The 17,169-nt window shown below is 74.2% G+C and carries 14 protein-coding genes; 9 read left to right on the top strand and 5 right to left on the bottom strand.

Features of this window, described 5'->3' with window-relative positions; all coding sequences use genetic code 11:
- Nucleotides 1-225: 225 nt before the first annotated feature.
- Entirely contained in the window at nt 226-2,670 is a 2,445-nt protein-coding gene (locus tag ACWDR0_RS27590) for a Tex family protein (protein WP_456354489.1), read from the bottom strand.
- Nucleotides 2,671-2,819: 149 nt separating this feature from the next.
- Between ACWDR0_RS27590 and ACWDR0_RS27585 the strand changes: the two genes are divergently transcribed.
- The 3 genes from ACWDR0_RS27585 to ACWDR0_RS27575 all read left to right on the top strand — a co-directional run bounded on the left by ACWDR0_RS27585 (nt 2,820) and on the right by ACWDR0_RS27575 (nt 6,267).
- Nucleotides 2,820-4,247: a CoA transferase gene (locus tag ACWDR0_RS27585; RefSeq protein WP_456354488.1), complete on the top strand. Its 1,428-nt coding sequence runs from the start codon at nt 2,820-2,822 to the stop codon at nt 4,245-4,247.
- A gap of 197 nt (nt 4,248-4,444) precedes the next feature.
- Nucleotides 4,445-5,413, top strand: a complete 969-nt coding sequence (locus ACWDR0_RS27580; RefSeq protein WP_456354487.1) for a GlxA family transcriptional regulator — start codon at nt 4,445-4,447, stop codon at nt 5,411-5,413.
- 203 nt (nt 5,414-5,616) lie between these two features.
- Complete coding sequence (locus tag ACWDR0_RS27575; RefSeq protein ID WP_456354486.1) at nt 5,617-6,267, top strand: DJ-1/PfpI family protein; 651 nt, start codon at nt 5,617-5,619, stop codon at nt 6,265-6,267.
- 47 nt (nt 6,268-6,314) lie between these two features.
- On the opposite strand, the gene ACWDR0_RS27570 is transcribed toward ACWDR0_RS27575, so the two are convergent.
- Nucleotides 6,315-7,130: an enoyl-CoA hydratase/isomerase family protein gene (locus ACWDR0_RS27570; RefSeq protein ID WP_456354485.1), complete on the bottom strand. Its 816-nt coding sequence runs from the start codon at nt 7,128-7,130 to the stop codon at nt 6,315-6,317.
- A 65-nt stretch (nt 7,131-7,195) separates the two neighbouring features.
- Here ACWDR0_RS27570 and ACWDR0_RS27565 point away from each other — a divergent pair, with 65 nt between their 5' ends.
- Nucleotides 7,196-7,819: an HdeD family acid-resistance protein gene (locus ACWDR0_RS27565; protein WP_456354484.1), complete on the top strand. Its 624-nt coding sequence runs from the start codon at nt 7,196-7,198 to the stop codon at nt 7,817-7,819.
- A 168-nt stretch (nt 7,820-7,987) separates the two neighbouring features.
- Entirely contained in the window at nt 7,988-8,530 is a 543-nt protein-coding gene (locus tag ACWDR0_RS27560) for an ATP-binding protein (RefSeq protein ID WP_456354483.1), read from the top strand.
- A gap of 96 nt (nt 8,531-8,626) precedes the next feature.
- On the opposite strand, the gene idi is transcribed toward ACWDR0_RS27560, so the two are convergent.
- From idi to galE, 3 genes are all read right to left on the bottom strand, one after another.
- Nucleotides 8,627-9,220, bottom strand: coding sequence for an isopentenyl-diphosphate Delta-isomerase (gene idi / locus ACWDR0_RS27555; protein ID WP_456354482.1), 594 nt, complete (start codon nt 9,218-9,220; stop codon nt 8,627-8,629).
- A gap of 303 nt (nt 9,221-9,523) precedes the next feature.
- Nucleotides 9,524-10,465 carry a cation diffusion facilitator family transporter gene (locus ACWDR0_RS27550; protein WP_456354481.1) on the bottom strand — a complete coding sequence of 314 codons (942 nt, stop codon included), beginning with the start codon at nt 10,463-10,465 and terminating at the stop codon, nt 9,524-9,526.
- A gap of 498 nt (nt 10,466-10,963) precedes the next feature.
- Nucleotides 10,964-11,941 (bottom strand): UDP-glucose 4-epimerase GalE, encoded by a 978-nt coding sequence (galE, locus tag ACWDR0_RS27545; RefSeq protein WP_456354480.1) that lies wholly within the window; start codon nt 11,939-11,941, stop codon nt 10,964-10,966.
- 767 nt (nt 11,942-12,708) lie between these two features.
- Between galE and ACWDR0_RS27540 the strand changes: the two genes are divergently transcribed.
- The 4 genes from ACWDR0_RS27540 to ACWDR0_RS27525 are packed head-to-tail and all read left to right on the top strand — an operon-like array spanning nt 12,709 to nt 17,081.
- The gene (locus ACWDR0_RS27540) at nt 12,709-14,541 is read left to right on the top strand and encodes a DUF5941 domain-containing protein (protein WP_456354491.1); all 1,833 of its coding nucleotides are present in this window, start codon (nt 12,709-12,711) and stop codon (nt 14,539-14,541) included.
- Entirely contained in the window at nt 14,538-15,275 is a 738-nt protein-coding gene (locus ACWDR0_RS27535; RefSeq protein WP_456354479.1) for a phosphocholine cytidylyltransferase family protein, read from the top strand. Before ACWDR0_RS27540 ends, ACWDR0_RS27535 begins: the two co-directional genes overlap by 4 nt.
- Nucleotides 15,263-16,324 carry an iron-containing alcohol dehydrogenase family protein gene (locus tag ACWDR0_RS27530; protein WP_456354478.1) on the top strand — a complete coding sequence of 354 codons (1,062 nt, stop codon included), beginning with the start codon at nt 15,263-15,265 and terminating at the stop codon, nt 16,322-16,324. Before ACWDR0_RS27535 ends, ACWDR0_RS27530 begins: the two co-directional genes overlap by 13 nt.
- On the top strand, nt 16,302-17,081 hold the full coding sequence (locus ACWDR0_RS27525; protein ID WP_456354477.1) for a CDP-alcohol phosphatidyltransferase family protein: 780 nt from the start codon (nt 16,302-16,304) through the stop codon (nt 17,079-17,081). The genes ACWDR0_RS27530 and ACWDR0_RS27525 overlap by 23 nt, the downstream gene beginning before the upstream one ends.
- The last annotated feature ends 88 nt before the right edge of the window (nt 17,082-17,169 follow it).

Here is a 17,169-nt window from a genome sequence, read left to right as displayed (position 1 = left end):
AGTCCGCGCAGGGCCCGTTCCACGGCCGGCTCCGTGCCGGCGAGGGCCGCCAGTGCGGGTGAGCGGGTGTCGAGGAGTTCCCGGGGGACGGGCACCGGCACGCCGTCCGCCGGGACCGGACCCGCCGGGCGGCCGCAGGACCGTGCCTGCGGCCCCCGGACCACCCGATGCGCCCGCCGGGCCCGGTGCGCCGCCCCCGGCGGGGACGGCGCACCGGCCCGGTGCTCAGCGCCGCCGGTCCGGACCGGCCAGGCCCGCGCGGCGCAGGGCGTCCGCCATCGCGCTGTTCGCCGGCGGCGGCGCCTGACGGTCCCGGCCGGCACCGCCCTGACCACCCTGCCCACCGCCCTGACGGCCCTGACCACCCTGCCCGCCGCCCCGGCGCTGCTGCGGACGCCCGCCGCGGTCACCGCGCTCGCCGCCGCGCTCGCCCCGCGCCTCGCGCTCCCGCCCGCCGCCGCCCTGCCGCGGCGGCTGACCCGCCGCGTCGTCGTCCAGCCGGAGCGTCAGCGAGATCCGCTTCCGCGGGATATCGACGTCGAGGACCTTCACCTTCACCACATCACCCGGCTTCACCACGTCCCGGGGGTCCTTGACGAAGGTCTTCGACATCGCCGACACATGCACCAGACCGTCCTGGTGGACGCCGATGTCCACGAACGCGCCGAAGGCGGCCACATTCGTCACCACACCCTCCAGCACCATCCCCGGGGCCAGGTCGCCGATCTTCTCGACACCCTCCTTGAACGCCGCCGTACGGAACGCGGGCCGCGGGTCGCGACCCGGCTTCTCCAGCTCCCGCAGGATGTCCGTCACCGTCGGCAGACCGAAGGTCTCGTCCACGAAGTCCCCGGCCCGCAGCGACCGGAGCGCCCCCGCGTTGCCGACCAGGGAGGCCACCTCCCCGCCCGTCGCCTTCACCATCCGGCGGACCACGGGATACGACTCCGGGTGCACGCTGGACGCGTCCAGCGGATCGTCACCGCCCCGGATCCGGAGGAAGCCCGCGCACTGCTCGTACGCCTTCGGCCCGAGCCGCGCCACGTCCTTCAGCGCCCGGCGGGAGCGGAACGGGCCGTTGGAGTCCCGGTGCGCCACGATGTTCTCGGCCAGCCCGGCGCCGATGCCCGACACCCGCGACAGCAGTGGCGCGGACGCCGTGTTGACGTCTACGCCGACGCCGTTCACACAGTCCTCGACGACTGCGTCGAGGGAGCGCGACAGCTTCACCTCGGACAGGTCGTGCTGGTACTGGCCGACACCGATCGACTTGGGGTCGATCTTCACCAGCTCCGCCAGCGGGTCCTGGAGCCGCCGGGCGATGGAGACCGCGCCGCGCAGCGACACATCGAGACCGGGCAGCTCCTGCGAGGCGAACGCGGACGCCGAGTACACGGAGGCACCCGCCTCCGAAACCATCACCTTCGTCAGCTTCAGCTCCGGATGGCGGGTGATCAGATCGGCCGCCAGCCGGTCCGTCTCCCGGGACGCGGTGCCGTTGCCGATGGCGACCAGCTCGACCGCGTGCTCCTTCGCCAGCCGCGCGAGCGTCGCCAGCGACTCGTCCCAGCGGTTCGCGGGCACATGCGGGTGGACGGTGTCGGTGGCGACGACCTTGCCCGTCGAGTCCACCACGGCCACCTTCACTCCGGTCCGGAAACCGGGGTCGAGACCGAGCGTGGCCCGGGTCCCGGCGGGCGCGGCCAGCAGCAGATCGCGCAGGTTCGCCGCGAAGACCCGGACCGCCTCGTCCTCGGCCGCCGTCCGCAGCCTCAGCCGCAGGTCGATCCCGAGGTGCACCAGGATCCGGGTACGCCAGGCCCAGCGGACGGTGTCGGCCAGCCAGCGATCACCCGGCCGGCCCCGGTCGGCCACCCCGAAGCGCCGCGCGATCGCGTTCTCGTACGCCGTCGGCCCCGGCTCCTCGGCGGGCGCGTCCGGCTCCAGCGAGAGGTCGAGCACCTCCTCCTTCTCGCCCCGGAGCAGTGCCAGCACCCGGTGCGACGGCAGCTCGGTGAACGGCTCGGCGAAGTCGAAGTAGTCGGCGAACTTGGCGGCCGGGCCCTGAGTCGCGTCGCCCTTGCCCTCCCGTACCTTCGCCGCCACCCGGCCCCGGGTCCACATCCGCTCGCGCAGTTCACCGATGAGGTCCGCGTCCTCGGAGAACCGCTCGGTGAGGATCGCCCGGGCGCCCTCCAGCGCGGCGGCCGGGTCGGCGACGCCCCGCTCCGGGTCGGCGAACGCGGCGGCCGCGGCGAGCGGCTCCACCGACGGATCCGTCAACAGCCCGTCGGCCAGCGGTTCGAGACCGGCCTCCCGGGCGATCTGCGCCTTGGTCCGCCGCTTGGGCTTGAAGGGCAGATAGATGTCCTCCAGCCGGGCCTTGGTGTCGGCGGCCAGGATCCGCGCCTCCAGCTCCCCGTCCAGCTTGCCCTGTTCGCGTACGGAATCGAGGATCGCCCTCCGGCGGTCCTCCAGCTCCCGCAGATACCGCAGCCGCTCCTCCAGGGTGCGCAGCTGGGCGTCGTCGAGCAGCTCGGTCGCCTCCTTGCGGTACCGCGCGATGAAGGGCACGGTCGACCCGCCGTCCAGCAGCTCGACGGCCGCCCGGACCTGCCGTTCCCGTACGCCGAGCTCCTCGGCGATCCTGCCTTCGATGGACATCGTCACGGTTCCCCGACTCGCCTTCTCTGCTGGCTGTGCTTGCGCCTGCATTCTGCCAAACGGTCCCCTTCGCCCGGGGCTCCTCGCCGTGAACCGCCCGGGAACCGCCCGCGGAGCGTCGTCCCGGGACCGTCCGCCGGGGGGAGACTGCCCCCATGACCGAAGACGACAGCGCCTCCGCGGCCCCGGAAACACGGGGGCCGGAGGAGACCGACGCACCCACCGCGCACGCCTGGACGGCCGTCGGCGGCGGCACCCCGCCGCCCGTGTCCGTGACATACGTTCCGGCTCCCGGCGCGCTCCCCGCCCGGCTTCCCGTACGCGAACTGGCCCGTGCCTGCGCCGGGGTCTGCTCGCTGGCCGCGGCGGAGCTGCTGGCCCGGCGTACCGGAACTCCCGTACGGCCGGTACGGATCGACGAGGCCGCGGTCGCGGCCGCCTTCGTCAGCGAACGCCTGCTCCGGATCGACGGCCGGGCCCTCACCCCCTTCGCCCCGCTCTCCGGCTTCTGGCGCGCCTCCGACCGGTGGGTCCGCACCCATGCCAACTACCCCCACCACCGCGCCGCCCTGCTCCGCGCGCTCGGCCTGCCGGACCCCGGCGACGGCGACGACAGCGCCGCCGCCCGGCGGCTCGCGGCCGAGGTCGCGTCCCGGACCGCCCACGAGGTGCAGGAGACCGTGTACGCGGCGGGCGGGCTCGCGGTGGCCGTCGCCACCGCCCCCGGACCGCCGTCCGGCGCACCCCTGCCGCTCGTCGTCCGGAGCGGACCCGACGGCGGCTCCCGGCGCCCGCTGCCGCCCGCGGAGCTGCCCGCCGCCGGGGTCCGGGTCCTCGACCTCACCCGGGTCATCGCCGGGCCCGTCGCCACCCGCACCCTCGCCCTGCTGGGGGCCGACGTCCTGCGGATCGACCCGCCCGGGCTCCCCGAGGACCCGGACGCCCACACCGACACCGGCGCCGGCAAACGCTCCGCCCTGCTCGACCTCGCCGACCCCGGCGACCGGCGCACCTTCGACGCACTCCTCGACTCGGCGGACGTCCTCGTCACCGGCTACCGCCCCGGCGCCCTCGAAGCCCTCGGGCTCGACCCCGCGGCCCTCGCCGCCCGCCGCCCGGGCCTCGTGGTGGCCCGGCTCGACGCCTGGGGCGACCACGGCCCGTACGCCGGGCGCCGAGGCTTCGACAGCCTGGTACAGGCGGCGACCGGCATCGCCGCGGTCGAAACACCCGGCGACGGCCGCCCCGGCGTCCTGCCCGCCCAGGCCCTGGACCACGGCACCGGCTATCTGCTCGCCGCGGCCGTCCTGCGCGCCCTGACCGAACGCCAGGAGACCGGCGGCGGAAAGCTGCTCCGGCTCTCCCTCGCCGCCACCGCCTCCTGGCTGCTCCACGGCATCCGCCCGCCCCGGACCGAACCGGCCCGGGACCCCGCCCCGGACCCCGGCCCCTGGCTGACGACCACCACGTCCCCGTACGGCACGCTGCGCCACGCCCTGTCCCCGGTGCACTACGAGGGCGCGCCCCGCACCTGGAGCCGCCCGCCCGGCCGCTGGGGCACCGACCGGCCCGTCTGGTCCTGAGCCGACGGTCCGGTTCTGACCCGGGCAGGCCGGATCAGCCCGGCCCGCCCGGGCGGTGCGGCCCCGACGGCCCCGCCGGACCTGGTGGCCCCGGCCGCCGTCACCGGGCACGGCAGCAGACCCGTCGCACCGGCACGGCAGGAAAGGTGGGGTACTCGTCATTGCAGCCATCGGGCGGCCCCGCCCAGGATGGGGTCATGTCCGAGCGAACCGTCCTCGCCGTCCTCTACGACGGTGTCCAGAGCCTCGATCTCACCGGCCCCGTCGAGGTGTTCGCCGGGGCCGGGTGGGCCGTCGGCCACCCCTCGGTGTACCCGCTGCGCACCGCCTCGCCCGGCGGCCGCCCGGTCCGTACGAGCAGCGGGCTGACACTGCTGCCCGATACCGCGCTCGAAACCGCGCCGGTGCCCCACACCCTGCTGGTGCCGGGCGGCGCCGACGGGGACAACTGCCCCCCGGACGTGGTCGGATGGCTGCGCGAGCACGGGCCGAAGGCCGAACGGCTGGTCTCCGTCTGCTCCGGCTCCTTCCTGCTCGCCGCCGCCGGACTGCTGGACGGCCACCGGGCCACCACCCACTGGGCCCTCTGCGACGACTTCGCCCGCCGGCACCCGGAGGTCGAGGTCGAGTCCGAGCCGATCTTCGTACGCGACGGGCGGATCTCCACCTCCGCCGGGGTGACCAGCGGAATCGACCTGGCCCTCGCACTCGTCGAAGAGGACCACGGGCGGGATGCCGCCCTGGTCGTCGCCCGCCACCTGGTCGTCTTTCTGCGACGCCCGGGCAACCAGGCGCAGTTCAGCGCACCGCTGTCGGCCCAGACCGCCCGCCGCGAACCGCTGCGCGAGGTCCAGCGCTGGATCGCGGAGAATCCCGGCCGGGACCTCTCCGTGGACTCCCTCGCCGCCCGGGCCCGGCTCTCGCCGCGGCACTTCGCCCGGGCCTTCCGCGCCGATACCGGGGTCACCCCCGGACGGTACGTGGAGCGCATCCGGCTCGAACACGCCCGCCGGCTCCTGGAGGAGACCACCGACGGGGTGGAGGAGGTCTCGCGCGCCTGCGGCTACGGCACCCCGGAGGCGATGCGCCGGGCCTTCGTCCGCGGGCTGGGCACGGCACCCGCCGAGTACCGCCGCCGCTTCCACGCACCGCTGACCGTCCGATGACCACCCGCCGACCGGTGCCCGCCGCTTCCCCCGGCCCGTACCGCCCGGCCCCGGCCGGACCGCCCGCACGGGCGGTCCGGGCCCCGAGCCGGATCCCGCCCGGCCCCACCGCCTACCGCCTACCGCCCCTTGCCGTCCGAAGCCCGTTGCCCGAAGCCCGCTGTCCGTGGTCGCCCTGATCCGGACGTTCCGAAGGGAAGCCCATGCAGATCGCCGTACTCCTCTACGACCGCTTCACCACCCTCGACGCCGTCGGCCCCTATGAACTGCTCGGCAGGCTGCCGGGCGCCGAGACCGTCTTCGTCGGCAAGGAGCGCGGACCGGTCCGCGGCGACCAGGGGTCGCTGGCGCTGGTGGCCGACCGCACCCTGGCCGAGGTGACCGGCCCGGACCTGGTACTGGTCCCCGGCGGACCCGGCGACCAGGACGCCATGGCCGACGAGGAGATCACCGGCTGGCTGCGGACCGTCGACGCGGGCACCGCCTGGACCACGTCCGTCTGCACGGGCTCCCTCGTCCTCGGCGCGGCCGGGCTCCTCCGGGGGCGCCGGGCGACCAGCCACTGGCTCGCCTACGACGACCTCGCGGCGCTCGGCGCCGAACCCACCGGGGAGCGGGTCGTCTTCGACGGCAAGTACGTCACCGCGGCCGGGGTGTCCGCCGGAATCGATATGGCGCTTCATCTCCTCGGCCGGATCGGCGGCGACGAACTCGCCCAGAACGTCCAGCTGCTCACCGAGTACGACCCGCAGCCGCCCTACGACGCGGGCTCGCCCGAGAAGGCCCCCGCACACCTCGTGGAACAGTGGCGCAAGGAGGCCGCGCCCGCCCCGAACCGACCCGCCCCGAACTGACCAGCTCCGCGCCCGCCCCGAACCGACTCGGTCCGCGGCCGCCCGGGCTATCCCGGCCGGGTGGTCCGGGGCCGTACCGACCAGGTGAAGCGGGGTGTACGCCGTTCCAGGAAGGCGGTGACCCCCTCCGCGGTGTCGCCGCCGGGGCGGGCCTGCTCCGCCGCCAGCCGCTCCCAGTGCTCCGCCCGGTCGGTCCGGCCCGCGGCGAACTCCTTCGCCGCGGCCTGTGTCAGCTGGGAGCGCCCGGCCAGCGTCCGGGCGAAGGCCGCGACCCGGACGCCGAGGTCCGCGGCCGGGTGCACCTCGTCCACCAGACCGGTCCGCAGTGCCCGGCCGCTGTCGATCAGCTCGCCCGAGAAGAGCAGGTACTTGGTGGTGGCGGGGCCCACCAGCTCCACCAGCCGCCGGGTGGCGGCGGCGGGATAGACCACGCCCAGCCGCGACGGGGTCACCCCGAACAGCGCGTCGTCCGAGGCGAAGCGGAGATCGCAGGCGGCGGCGAGCTGGCAGCCGCCGCCGACGCAGTGGCCCCGGACGACGGCCAGGGACGGCTTCGGGAACGCGGCCAGTGCCTCCTCCGCCCGCACCGCGAGCGCCTGCGGCGACATATCGGCACCGTCCGGACCCGCCGCCCGCAGCGAGGCGATATCGGCACCCGCGCAGAACGTCGCCCCGGCACCGGTCAGGACCAGCACCCGGACGGCGGCATCGTCCGCCAGCCGCGCCAGCAGCGGGGGGACGGCCTGCCACATCCCGGTGGTCATGGCATTCCGCTTGGCGGGGTTGTCGACGACGACGGTCGCGACCCCGTCGGCGACGGTGCACACGACATGGGGTTCCGGGCCGGGGCTGGCTGACTCCATGCGCCGGATGCTATCCGCCGCGGGGGGACCTACGATCAGGAAGGGGTGCGAGGAGGCAGAACGCCATGGCCGGTACCACTCGCTCCGCCGGGCCCGTGGAGCCCGGGAAGCTCAAGCGGAGCTTCAGTCTGCTGACGGTGCTCGGGTCGATCCTGGTGATCGCCGGGATCGTCGGGCTCGTCTATACGGGGCTCGCGACCCTCACCTCCATGCTCCTGTTCGGCTGGCTGCTGCTGATCGGCGGCATCGTCGGTCTCGTACAGGCGGTCTCGTCCCGGGGCAGCGACTACTTCTGGCTCGCCGTGGTCGTCGCGGCGCTGAACATCGCGGCGGGCGTCGTGGTGATCCGCCATCCCACCGGCTCGGCCGAGACCCTGACCCTCTTCGCCGCGCTGCTCTTCCTGACCGGCGGGCTGTTCCGGCTGGTCGGCAGTCTGGTGGTACGGGGACCGCAGTTCGGCTGGATGCTCTTCCAGGGCGCCGCCCTGCTGGTGCTGGGCATCCTCGTTCTCGCGAACTGGCCCGAGAGCAGCCGGTACGTCCTGGGCCTCTTCTTCTCGCTGGCCCTGCTCTTCGACGGCCTGGGACTGATCGCCATCGGGGTCGGCGGACGCCGGATCGTCCGGATGGTGACGGAGCCGGAGCCGGGTGATCTGCCGGGGAACGGTCAGGGGCGGCCGCTCCGCTGACCGGGCCGGGCGAACCCGGTCAAAAGCCGTCGGTTGCCGTCGATTGTCGGTGATTTCCGTTCAGTCCGGCGGGGGCCGACCGGGTCCCGCAACACTTATTACCCCGGAGTCAGCGGACCCCGGGGCAGCGGACGGCGGCGGAGTACGCCATGGGTGGGGGTCGGACTGATGGAGAGCCGCGGAAGCGTTCCGGCCCGGCCTGCGGTGTCCCCGTACGGGCAGCCGTACGGGGCGCCGGGCAGTGCGGGGCCCGGCCCCGTACCGCCCGTACCACCGGTGGGCGAGGGCGTCTGGCGGTTCACCGCCCCGACGGTCGAGGCGTCCGTGCCCCGGGCCCGCCACGCGGTCCGGGAGCTGCTGGAGAGACAGGGCATTCCGGCGGCAGGCGCGTACGGCGAGACCGTCCAGGGGCTGCTGCTGATCGTCTCCGAGCTGGTCACCAATGTCGTGAAGCACGCGGTGCTGCTCTCGCCGCAGCTCGCCGTGGAGGTCGCCCTGTCGGCGGGCCGGGTACGGATCTCCGTGGAGGACAACCACCCCTACCGGCCCGCCGCCCTGGAGACGGACTGGGGCCGGACCGGGGGCCGCGGACTGCTGCTGGTGCGGGAGACCGCCCGGGAGGCCGGCGGGCGGTGCGACGTCGAGCACACCGCGGGCGGCGGGAAGGTCGTCTGGGCGGAGCTGCCGCTGCTCCCGGCCCGCCGGGTCTGAGCCGTACGGACGGCCGCCGGTCTCCCGGGATCCGCCGCCTCCGGCAACGACGCGACGGCGCCCGGACCCCGCGAGGAGCCGGGCGCCGTCGCCGGGTCACCAGCCCCCGGCCGGTCCCGTCAGCTCCCTGATCGCCGGACGCGCCGCGTCCAGCACGGTCATGAACCAGGCCGAGAACGGTGCCGCGGCATGGCGCTCGGCCAGCTCGCCGGGGGTGACGAACACGGTCTCGCCGACCTCCTCCGGGTCCGGCGCGGGGTCGCCCTGGACCATACCGACGAAGAGGTGGTTGTACTCCTGCTCCACCAGCCCGGAGGCCGGGTCCGGGTGGTTGTAGCGGACCGTCCCGGCCTCGGCCAGCAGCGACGGGGAGACCCCCAGCTCCTCGTGGGTGCGCCGGGCAGCGGCCGCGAACGGTGCCTCGCCGGGGTACGGATGCCCGCAGCAGGTGTTCGACCAGACACCGGGGGAGTGGTACTTGCCCAGCGCCCGGCGCTGGATCAGCAGCCGGCCCCGCTCGTCGAAGAGGAACACGGAGAACGCCCGGTGCAGCCTGCCCGGAGGCTGGTGGGCGGAGAGCTTCTCCGCGGTGCCGATGGTGGTGCCGTGCTCGTCGACCAGCTCCAGCATGATCGATGGCGGTGCGCCGTTCGACGCGCTGTGAGGGGCGGTGACTGGTGAGGTCGGCATAACCATCCTTCGCATCGGTGCTCGGCCCTGGGGGCCTGCCCAGTCTGCCGTACAAAAGCGGCTTGTCCGCACTTCGGCAGACCGGGCATGTCCCTGCCGGGACCGTCGCGGCGCGCGGGCGCACGGCGCGGACGGTCTCCGCGGCGGGGACGTCCCGGGGCCCCGGTACCGGATCGTGCCCCGGGCCGGCGGGCGGGAATCCCCGGAACCCCCCGCCCGGCATTCGAACTGTTGATCCGATCATCGCCCGATGGCGTTCGCCGGACCGCCGCGCAGGTCAGCCGGCGCACGGCACCGGGCGGCTCAGTGGCAGAGCTTCGCCTCGTGCTCCGCGTGGCCCACCGGCTCCAGCTGGAAGGTGCAGTGCTCCACGTCGAAGTGGTCCCCGAGGCAGCCCTGGAGGTCGTGCAGCATCCTCTCGTGCCCGACCGCGTCCAGGACGTCCTGGGTGACGACCACATGGGCGGAGAGCACCGGCATCCCGGAGGTGATCGTCCAGGCGTGCAGGTCGTGTACGTCCTCCACCCCGGGCAGCTCCAGTATGTGGCGGCGCACCTCGGCCATGTCGACGTCCTTGGGCGCCGCCTCCAGCAGGACGTTCAGGGTCTCGCGGAGCAGCTTCACCGTACGCGGCACGATCATCAGGCCGATCAGCAGCGAGGCGATCGGGTCGGCGGCCTGCCAGCCGGTCAGCAGGATGATCACCGCCGAGACCAGGACCGCGACGGAACCCAGCGCGTCGTTCAGGACCTCCAGATAGGCGCCGCGGACATTGAGGCTGTCCTTCTGCCCGCGCATCAGCAGGCTGAGGGAGATCACATTGGCGAGCAGGCCGACCAGGGCGAAGACGATCGTCAGCCCGCTCTTGGTCTCGGCGGGCGTGATGAACCGGTCGATCGCCTCGAAGAGCAGATAGGCGCCGACGCCGAGGAGCAGCAGACAGTTGGCGAGGGCGGCCAGGATCTCGGCCCTGGCCAGTCCGAAGGTGCGGTTGGTGCTCGGCGGCCGGTTCGCGAAGTGGATGGCGAGCAGCGCCATGCCCAGGCCGATGCCGTCGGTCGCCATATGGGCGGCGTCGGCCACCAGGGCGAGCGACCCCGTGACCACCCCGCCGACGATCTCCAGCACCATCACGCTGAGTGTGATCGTCAGGGCGACCCGTAGCCGTCCCTTGTACGCGGCGGCGGCGGTTCCGGTCGGCGGCGGTCCGCCGTGCGTATGCCCGTGGTCGTGCCCAGCCCCCATGAAACGGCCTCCAGATCGTCGGGAAAAAACGCCCTGCCGAGCCTCAGTGAACTACGGGTGGGGGGTATGTGGCAACACGGCACTGAACACCGTTGTCATTCCCCTGACCTGCGGAAACGATCCGCAGGTCAGAGCGGTGGAGATCGCGGACACCCGGTCGTACGGCGATCCGGCGCGAGTCGGCCGCACCGGGGCCGGGACCGCTCCGGAAAGCTCCCGGAGGGCCCTGAGGAGGCGCCGCGGAGGCCCTGGCGACGCACCCGTGAGGGTTCCGCGGGAAGGTCTGCGGGAGGGCGCCGCGGGAGGTTCCGCGAGGGCCCGGGACAGCATTCGGCCCCGTCCGGGAAGTCCGTCCGGACGGGGCCGTTGAGGGGAATCGCTGCGGAGAGTGAGTGCGGGCCGGTTTTCCCGGGCCGCCACCGTTCTCGCCGGGCCGTCGTCGCCGGTAGCCGCCGCCGCCCGCGGCTGGCGCGAACCCCCGCGCGCGCCGGGGGCGGGCTAACACGCGCCGGGCCGCCGCAGCAGCCAGCCCTGCCATGCGGACTCGACCATCTCGCGCACCCCGTGGCGCGCGCTCCAGCCCAGCTCCCGGGTGATCAGGTCCACCGCGGCGACGGCGCGGGCCGCGTCCCCGGGGCGGCGGGGCCGGACCACGGCTTCCCCGTCGAATCCGGTGACCTCGGACACCAGCTCCGCCAGTTCGCGTACGGAGACCCCGACACCCCGCCCGATGTTCACCGTGAGGTCACCGGCGCCCTCCTCCAGGGCGAGCCGCCGGGCCACTGTCAGATGCGCGTCGGCGAGGTCCGCGACATGGATGTAGTCACGGATGCAGGTGCCGTCCGGCGTCGGATAGTCGTCGCCGAAGATCCGCGGCGCCTCGCCGCGGGTGATCCGGTCGAAGAACATCGGGATGATGTTGAAGACCCCGGTGTCCGACAGCTCGGGCCGGGCGGTCCCCGCCACGTTGAAGTAGCGCAGACAGGCCGTCTCGATCCCGTGCGCCCGCCCGGCCGCCCGGACCAGCCACTCCCCGGCGAGCTTGGTCTCGCCGTACGGATTGATGGGTACGCACGGCGCGGTCTCCGGGATCAGCTCCTGGTCCGGGATCCCGTACACCGCCGCCGACGAGGAGAAGAGGAAGCGCCGCACCCCGGCCCCGACCACGGCCTCCAGCAGCACGGTCAGCCCGTGCACGTTCTCCCGGTAGTAGCGCAGCGGCTGCTCGACGGACTCCCCGACCTGCTTCTTCGCCGCGAGATGGACGACCCCGGTCACCCCGTACTCGCGGAAGGTGTCCAGCAGCAGCTCGCGGTCCGCGACGGTACCGCGTACCAGCGGAACCTCCGCGGGCAGCCGCTCGACGATCCCCGAGGACACGTCGTCGAGGACGACGACCTTCTCCCCGGCACCGGCCATCGCCCGCACCACATGCGCGCCGATATAGCCCGCCCCACCCGTGATCAGCCATGTCATACCACCCACCCTATGGCCTGCCCCGCCGCGCCCTCGGCGCCCCCGCCCCCGCGCACGGGCGGCCCCGCACGGCCGCGCGGCCCGGGCGGTGCTGCGCGCGTCCCCCGCCCCCGCGCACGGCGCCCCGGGCGGCCGCCGTCCCGGCCCGGACCGGCCCCCGGGCCCCAGCCCCCCGGACCCGGGTAGCCGGGTAGCGGACCACGGGCGATGCGCCCCGACCCCCCGGCCCCGGAGCAGGCCCCCGCCCCCACGCGCGGGCACCCCGGGCGGCCGCCGTCCCGGGCCGCGGACCGCGCCCGCCGGTCCCGCAGGCAGGACCCGGGCCGCGGACGCACCATCCTGCGGACAGGGCACCGCCGCTCCGATGCGGCCCGCGGCCCCGAGCGGAAGCCCTTCCCGACGGCGCCCCGGGGCGGACCCGTGGTGTCCGGGGACGGCTGCCGGGAGGGCGCTTCCCGGCGCGCCCCGGGCGTCCCCCGGGCGGCCGGTCGTGCCGCGCGAGGGCCCGCCCCGGCGGCCCTCCCGGGCGGTGCCCCGCACCGCCGCCCGCCTCCCCGCGCGGAGCGCGGTTTGTCGCGGGGGCGCGGATCGACAATGATGATCTCCGGACGGGGCCTCACCGGGGCCGGGCGTACCGTGCCGGGGCGTGAGCGGCCGGTGAACTCCCGTTCCCGTGCATCCGATAGCCTCTGCCGACGAGTCGCCGCCCGTGCGTCACGGGCCGGGCCGCCGCGCATCCACACCTCGGTTCCAAGGAGTGAGTTCGTCTGTCGACCGCCATCCTCACCGGTCCGCCCGTGCCCGGATCGTCGCTCGATGGCGATCTGCGGTCGCTGGGCTTCGACGTCCTGGCCGCGCCCGACTCCGGCGCGACGGCCGCGCTGCTCGCCGGCGTCCCCGCCGCCGAGCGGGTCGCGGTCGTGGACTCCCGTTTCGTCGGGCACGTCCACGCCCTCCGGCTCGCGCTCACCGACCCCCGCTTCCCCGCCGCCGCGGTCCCGGGCGCGCTCACCGCGCAGCCCGCGGCCCGTGCCGCGCTGACCCGGGCCCTGGAGCCCGGCGACGCCCCGGCGGCCGCCGGGGCCGAGGCCGGAGCCGTACGGACCTCGGAGCGTACGGAACCGCTGCCCGACGCCCTCGCGGCCGCGCTGGAGGACGGCGGCACCGCGGTCCACCGGCCCGAGCTGGGTTCGCTGGTGGCCACCGTCCCCGGTGACCCGCAGACCCGCAACGAGGCCCGGCAGGCCGTCGCCGCCGTCGACGACGAGGCGGTACGGCTGCGCTCCGCGGTCAAGGCCCGGGACGGCTTCTTCACGACCTACGCGATCAGCCCGTACTCGCGCTACATCGCCCGCTGGTGCGCCCGCCGGGGCTTCACACCGAACCAGGTCACCACCGCCTCCCTGATCACCGCGCTGATCGCGGCCGGGGCGGCGGCGACCGGCACCCGCGGCGGTTTCGTCGCGGCCGGCCTGCTGCTGCTGTTCTCCTTCGTCCTGGACTGCACCGACGGGCAGCTCGCCCGCTACTCGCTCCAGTACTCGACGATGGGCGCCTGGCTGGACGCCACCTTCGACCGGGCCAAGGAGTACGCGTACTACGCGGGCCTCGCCCTCGGCGCGGCCCGCGGCGGCGACGACGTCTGGGCGCTGGCGCTGGCCGCCATGGTCCTCCAGACCTGCCGGCACGTCGTGGACTTCTCCTTCAACGAGGCCAACCACGACGCGGTCTCCAACACCAGCCCCACCGCCGCCCTCTCCGACCGGCTCGACAGCGTCGGCTGGACGGTGTGGGTGCGGCGGATGATCGTGCTGCCCATCGGCGAGCGCTGGGCCATGATCGCCGTACTGACCGCGGTGGCCACCCCCCGGATCGTCTTCTACGCCCTGCTCGTGGGCTGTGCCTTCGCGGCCTGCTACACCACGGCGGGACGGCTGCTGCGCTCGGTGACCCGCAAGGCCCACCGCACCGACCGGGCCGCGCAGGCCCTGGCCGACCTCGCCGACTCGGGCCCGCTCGCCGAGTCCGTCGCCCGCGCGGGCCGCGGTTTCGCCGGGAAGCTGCCCGCGTTCGCGGCGCCCGTGCTCGCCCTGCTCGGCGGCACGGCCGTGGTCACCACCGCGGCCCTGGCCCCCTACGGCTCCTGGGCGCCCGTCGCCGCCGCCGCGGTCTATGTCCTTACCTCGGGTCTGGCCGTCGCCCGCCCCCTCAAGGGCGCCCTCGACTGGCTGGTCCCCCCGGTCTTCCGGGCCGCCGAGTACGGCACGGTCCTGGCGCTGGCCGCCCGCGCGGACGTCCCCGGGGCGCTGCCCGCGGCCTTCGGCCTGGTCGCCGCGGTCGCCTACCATCACTACGACACGGTGTACCGCATCCGTGGCGGCTCCGGCGCGCCCCCGCGCCTGCTGGTCAGGCTGACCGGCGGACACGAGGGCCGGACCCTCGCCGTCGCGCTGCTGGCCGCCCTGCTTGCGGGCGCCGGCTTCACCGTCGCGCTGACGGCGCTCGCGGTCGCCGTAGCCCTCGTGGTGCTGGTGGAGAGCATCCGCTTCTGGGTGTCCTCCGCCGCGCCCGCAGTACACGACGAAGGAGAACCCGCATGATCGGCCTCGTACTGGCAGCCGGTGCCGGACGGCGTCTTCGCCCCTACACCGACACGCTTCCGAAGGCCCTCGTGCCGGTCGACGGCGAGCGCACGGTCCTCGACCTCACCCTCGCGAACTTCGCCGAGATCGGGCTCACCGAGGCCGCGATCGTCGTCGGCTACCGCAAGGAGGCCGTCTACGAGCGCCAGGCGGCGCTGGAGGCGGCGTACGGACTGAAGCTCACCCTCGTCGAGAACGACAAGGCCGAGGAGTGGAACAACGCCTACTCCCTGTGGTGCGCCCGTGACGTGCTGAAGCGCGGTGTCATCCTGGCCAACGGCGACACCGTCCACCCGGTCTCCGTCGAGCGCACCCTGCTCGCGGCCCGCGGCGAGGGGAAGAAGATCATCCTCGCTCTCGACACGGTGAAGAAGCTGGCCGACGAGGAGATGAAGGTCGTCGCCGAGGACGGTGCCGGGGTCCGCCGGATCACCAAGCTGATGGACCCGGCGGAGGCCACCGGCGAGTACATCGGTGTCACCCTGATCGAGCCGGAGGCCGCCGAGGAGCTGGCCGACGCCCTGAAGGCCACCTTCGAGCGCGACCCCGACCTCTACTACGAGGACGGCTACCAGGAGCTGGTGAACCGCGGCTTCACCGTCGACACCGCCCCCATCGGCGAGGTCACCTGGGTGGAGATCGACAACCACGACGACCTCGCGAAGGGCCGTGAGATCGCGTGCCAGTACTGACCCGGCTGATCCCCTCGCCGGTCGTCGTCGACATCCGCCCCGGCGCCCTGGACGACCTCGCGGTCATCCTCGCCGACCAGCGGATCTCGGCCTCCGGCACGCTCGCCGTCGCGATCAGCGGCGGTTCGGGCCGGGCCCTGCGCGAGAGGCTGGAGCCGGCGCTGCCGGGCGCCCACTGGTACGAGGTGGCCGGCGGCACGATCGACGAGGCCGTGAAGCTGGCCGACTCCATCAAGGGCAAGCGGTACGACGCGGTCGTCGGCCTCGGCGGCGGCAAGATCCTCGACGTCGCCAAGTACGCGGCGGCCCGGGTCGGCCTCCCGATGGTCGCCGTCGCCACCAATCTGGCGCACGACGGCATCTGCTCCCCGGTCGCGACCCTCGACAACGACAACGGCCGCGGCTCCTACGGTCTGCCGACCCCGATCGCCACCGTCATCGACCTGGACGTGATCCGCTCCGCCCCGGACCGGTACATCCGCTCCGGCATCGGCGACACCATCTCCAATCTGTCGGCGATCGCCGACTGGGAGCTGTCGCAGCGGATCAACGGCGAGAAGGTCGACGGGCTCGCCGCCGCGATGGCCCGTACGGCGGGTGAGTCGGTCCTGCGGCACCCCGGCGGCATCGGCGACGACGCCTTTCTCACCGTTCTCGCCGAGGCCCTCGTCCTGACCGGGATCGCCATCTCGATCAGCGGGGACACCCGTCCCTCGTCCGGTGCCTGCCACGAGATCAGCCACGCCTTCGACCTGCTGTATCCGCGGCGGGCCGCCAGCCACGGCGAACAGGTCGGCATCGGTGCCGCCTTCGCCATGCATCTGCGCGGCGACCGGGAGGGGTCCGGTCTCTTCGCCGAGGTGCTGCGCCGTCACGGGCTTCCGGTGCTCCCCGGGGACATCGGGTTCAGCACGGACGAGTTCGTCGAGGCGGTGGCGTACGCGCCGCAGACCCGCCCCGGCCGTTTCACCATCCTGGAACACCTCGACCTCACCACCGACCAGATCAGGGACGCGTACGCCGACTATGCCAAGACCATCCGTAGCTGAACTCCGCCCGGTCGTTCACCCGGAGGGCGTGAAGGACCGGCGCAGCGGCGAGCACTGGGCCGGGCGCCTGTACATGCGGGAGATCTCCCTCCGTGTCGACCGCTATGTGGTCAACACCCGCATCACCCCCAACCAACTGACGTATCTGATGGTCGTGGTCGGGGTGATAGGCGGCGCCGCGCTGCTGATCCCCGGGCTGACCGGCGCCGTTCTGGCGGTCGTGCTGTTCCAGATCTACCTGCTGCTCGACTGTGTCGACGGCGAGGTGGCCCGCTGGCGCAAGCAGACCTCCGTGACCGGTGTCTATCTCGACCGGGTCGGCCACTACCTCTGCGAGGCGGCCCTGCTGGTCGGCTTCGGCATCCGGGGCGCCGATGTCCTGGGCGACGGGCGCGCGGAGTGGCTGTGGGCGTTCCTCGGCACGGTCGCGGCCCTGGGCGCGATCCTCATCAAGGCCGAGACGGACCTCGTCGACGTGGCCCGGCAGCGCAGCGGACTGGCCGCCGTGAAGGACGAGGCGTCGGTGCCCCGCTCCTCCGGTCTGGCGCTGGCCCGCAGGGCGGCGGCCGCGCTCAAGTTCCACCGTCTCGTGGGCGGGATCGAGGCCAGCCTCTTCATCCTGGCCGCGGCGGTGCTGGACCTGGTCCAGGGTGATCTGTTCTTCACCCGCCTCGGGATCGCGATCCTGGCCGGTATCGCGGTCGTCCAGACGCTGCTCCACCTGGTGTCGATCCTCGCGTCCAGCCGTCTGAAGTAGCGGGACCCGGGGCCGCCCCATGCCAGGGACGGCCCCGAGACCGGCCCCCGGAGGAGATCCCACCTCCTCCCCCGAGGCCGGGCCAGGA

The sequence above is a fragment of the Streptomyces sp. NPDC003691 genome (assembly GCF_053981115.1).
This window is presented reverse-complemented; position numbering and strand designations above follow the sequence as displayed.

Excerpts from the sequence above, each read along its gene's own strand:
- galE (WP_456354480.1), bottom strand. The coding sequence starts at position 11,941 with ATGACATGGCTGATCACGGGTGGGGCGGGCTATATCGGCGCGCATGTG.
- ACWDR0_RS27580 (WP_456354487.1), top strand. The coding sequence starts at position 4,445 with ATGTCCGAGCGAACCGTCCTCGCCGTCCTCTACGACGGTGTCCAGAGC.
- ACWDR0_RS27570 (WP_456354485.1), bottom strand. The coding sequence starts at position 7,130 with ATGGAGTCAGCCAGCCCCGGCCCGGAACCCCATGTCGTGTGCACCGTC.
- ACWDR0_RS27535 (WP_456354479.1), top strand. The coding sequence starts at position 14,538 with ATGATCGGCCTCGTACTGGCAGCCGGTGCCGGACGGCGTCTTCGCCCC.
- ACWDR0_RS27575 (WP_456354486.1), top strand. The coding sequence starts at position 5,617 with ATGCAGATCGCCGTACTCCTCTACGACCGCTTCACCACCCTCGACGCC.
- ACWDR0_RS27525 (WP_456354477.1), top strand. The coding sequence starts at position 16,302 with ATGCCAAGACCATCCGTAGCTGAACTCCGCCCGGTCGTTCACCCGGAG.
- ACWDR0_RS27585 (WP_456354488.1), top strand. The coding sequence starts at position 2,820 with ATGACCGAAGACGACAGCGCCTCCGCGGCCCCGGAAACACGGGGGCCG.
- ACWDR0_RS27560 (WP_456354483.1), top strand. The coding sequence starts at position 7,988 with ATGGAGAGCCGCGGAAGCGTTCCGGCCCGGCCTGCGGTGTCCCCGTAC.
- idi (WP_456354482.1), bottom strand. The coding sequence starts at position 9,220 with ATGCCGACCTCACCAGTCACCGCCCCTCACAGCGCGTCGAACGGCGCA.
- ACWDR0_RS27550 (WP_456354481.1), bottom strand. The coding sequence starts at position 10,465 with ATGGGGGCTGGGCACGACCACGGGCATACGCACGGCGGACCGCCGCCG.
- ACWDR0_RS27565 (WP_456354484.1), top strand. The coding sequence starts at position 7,196 with ATGGCCGGTACCACTCGCTCCGCCGGGCCCGTGGAGCCCGGGAAGCTC.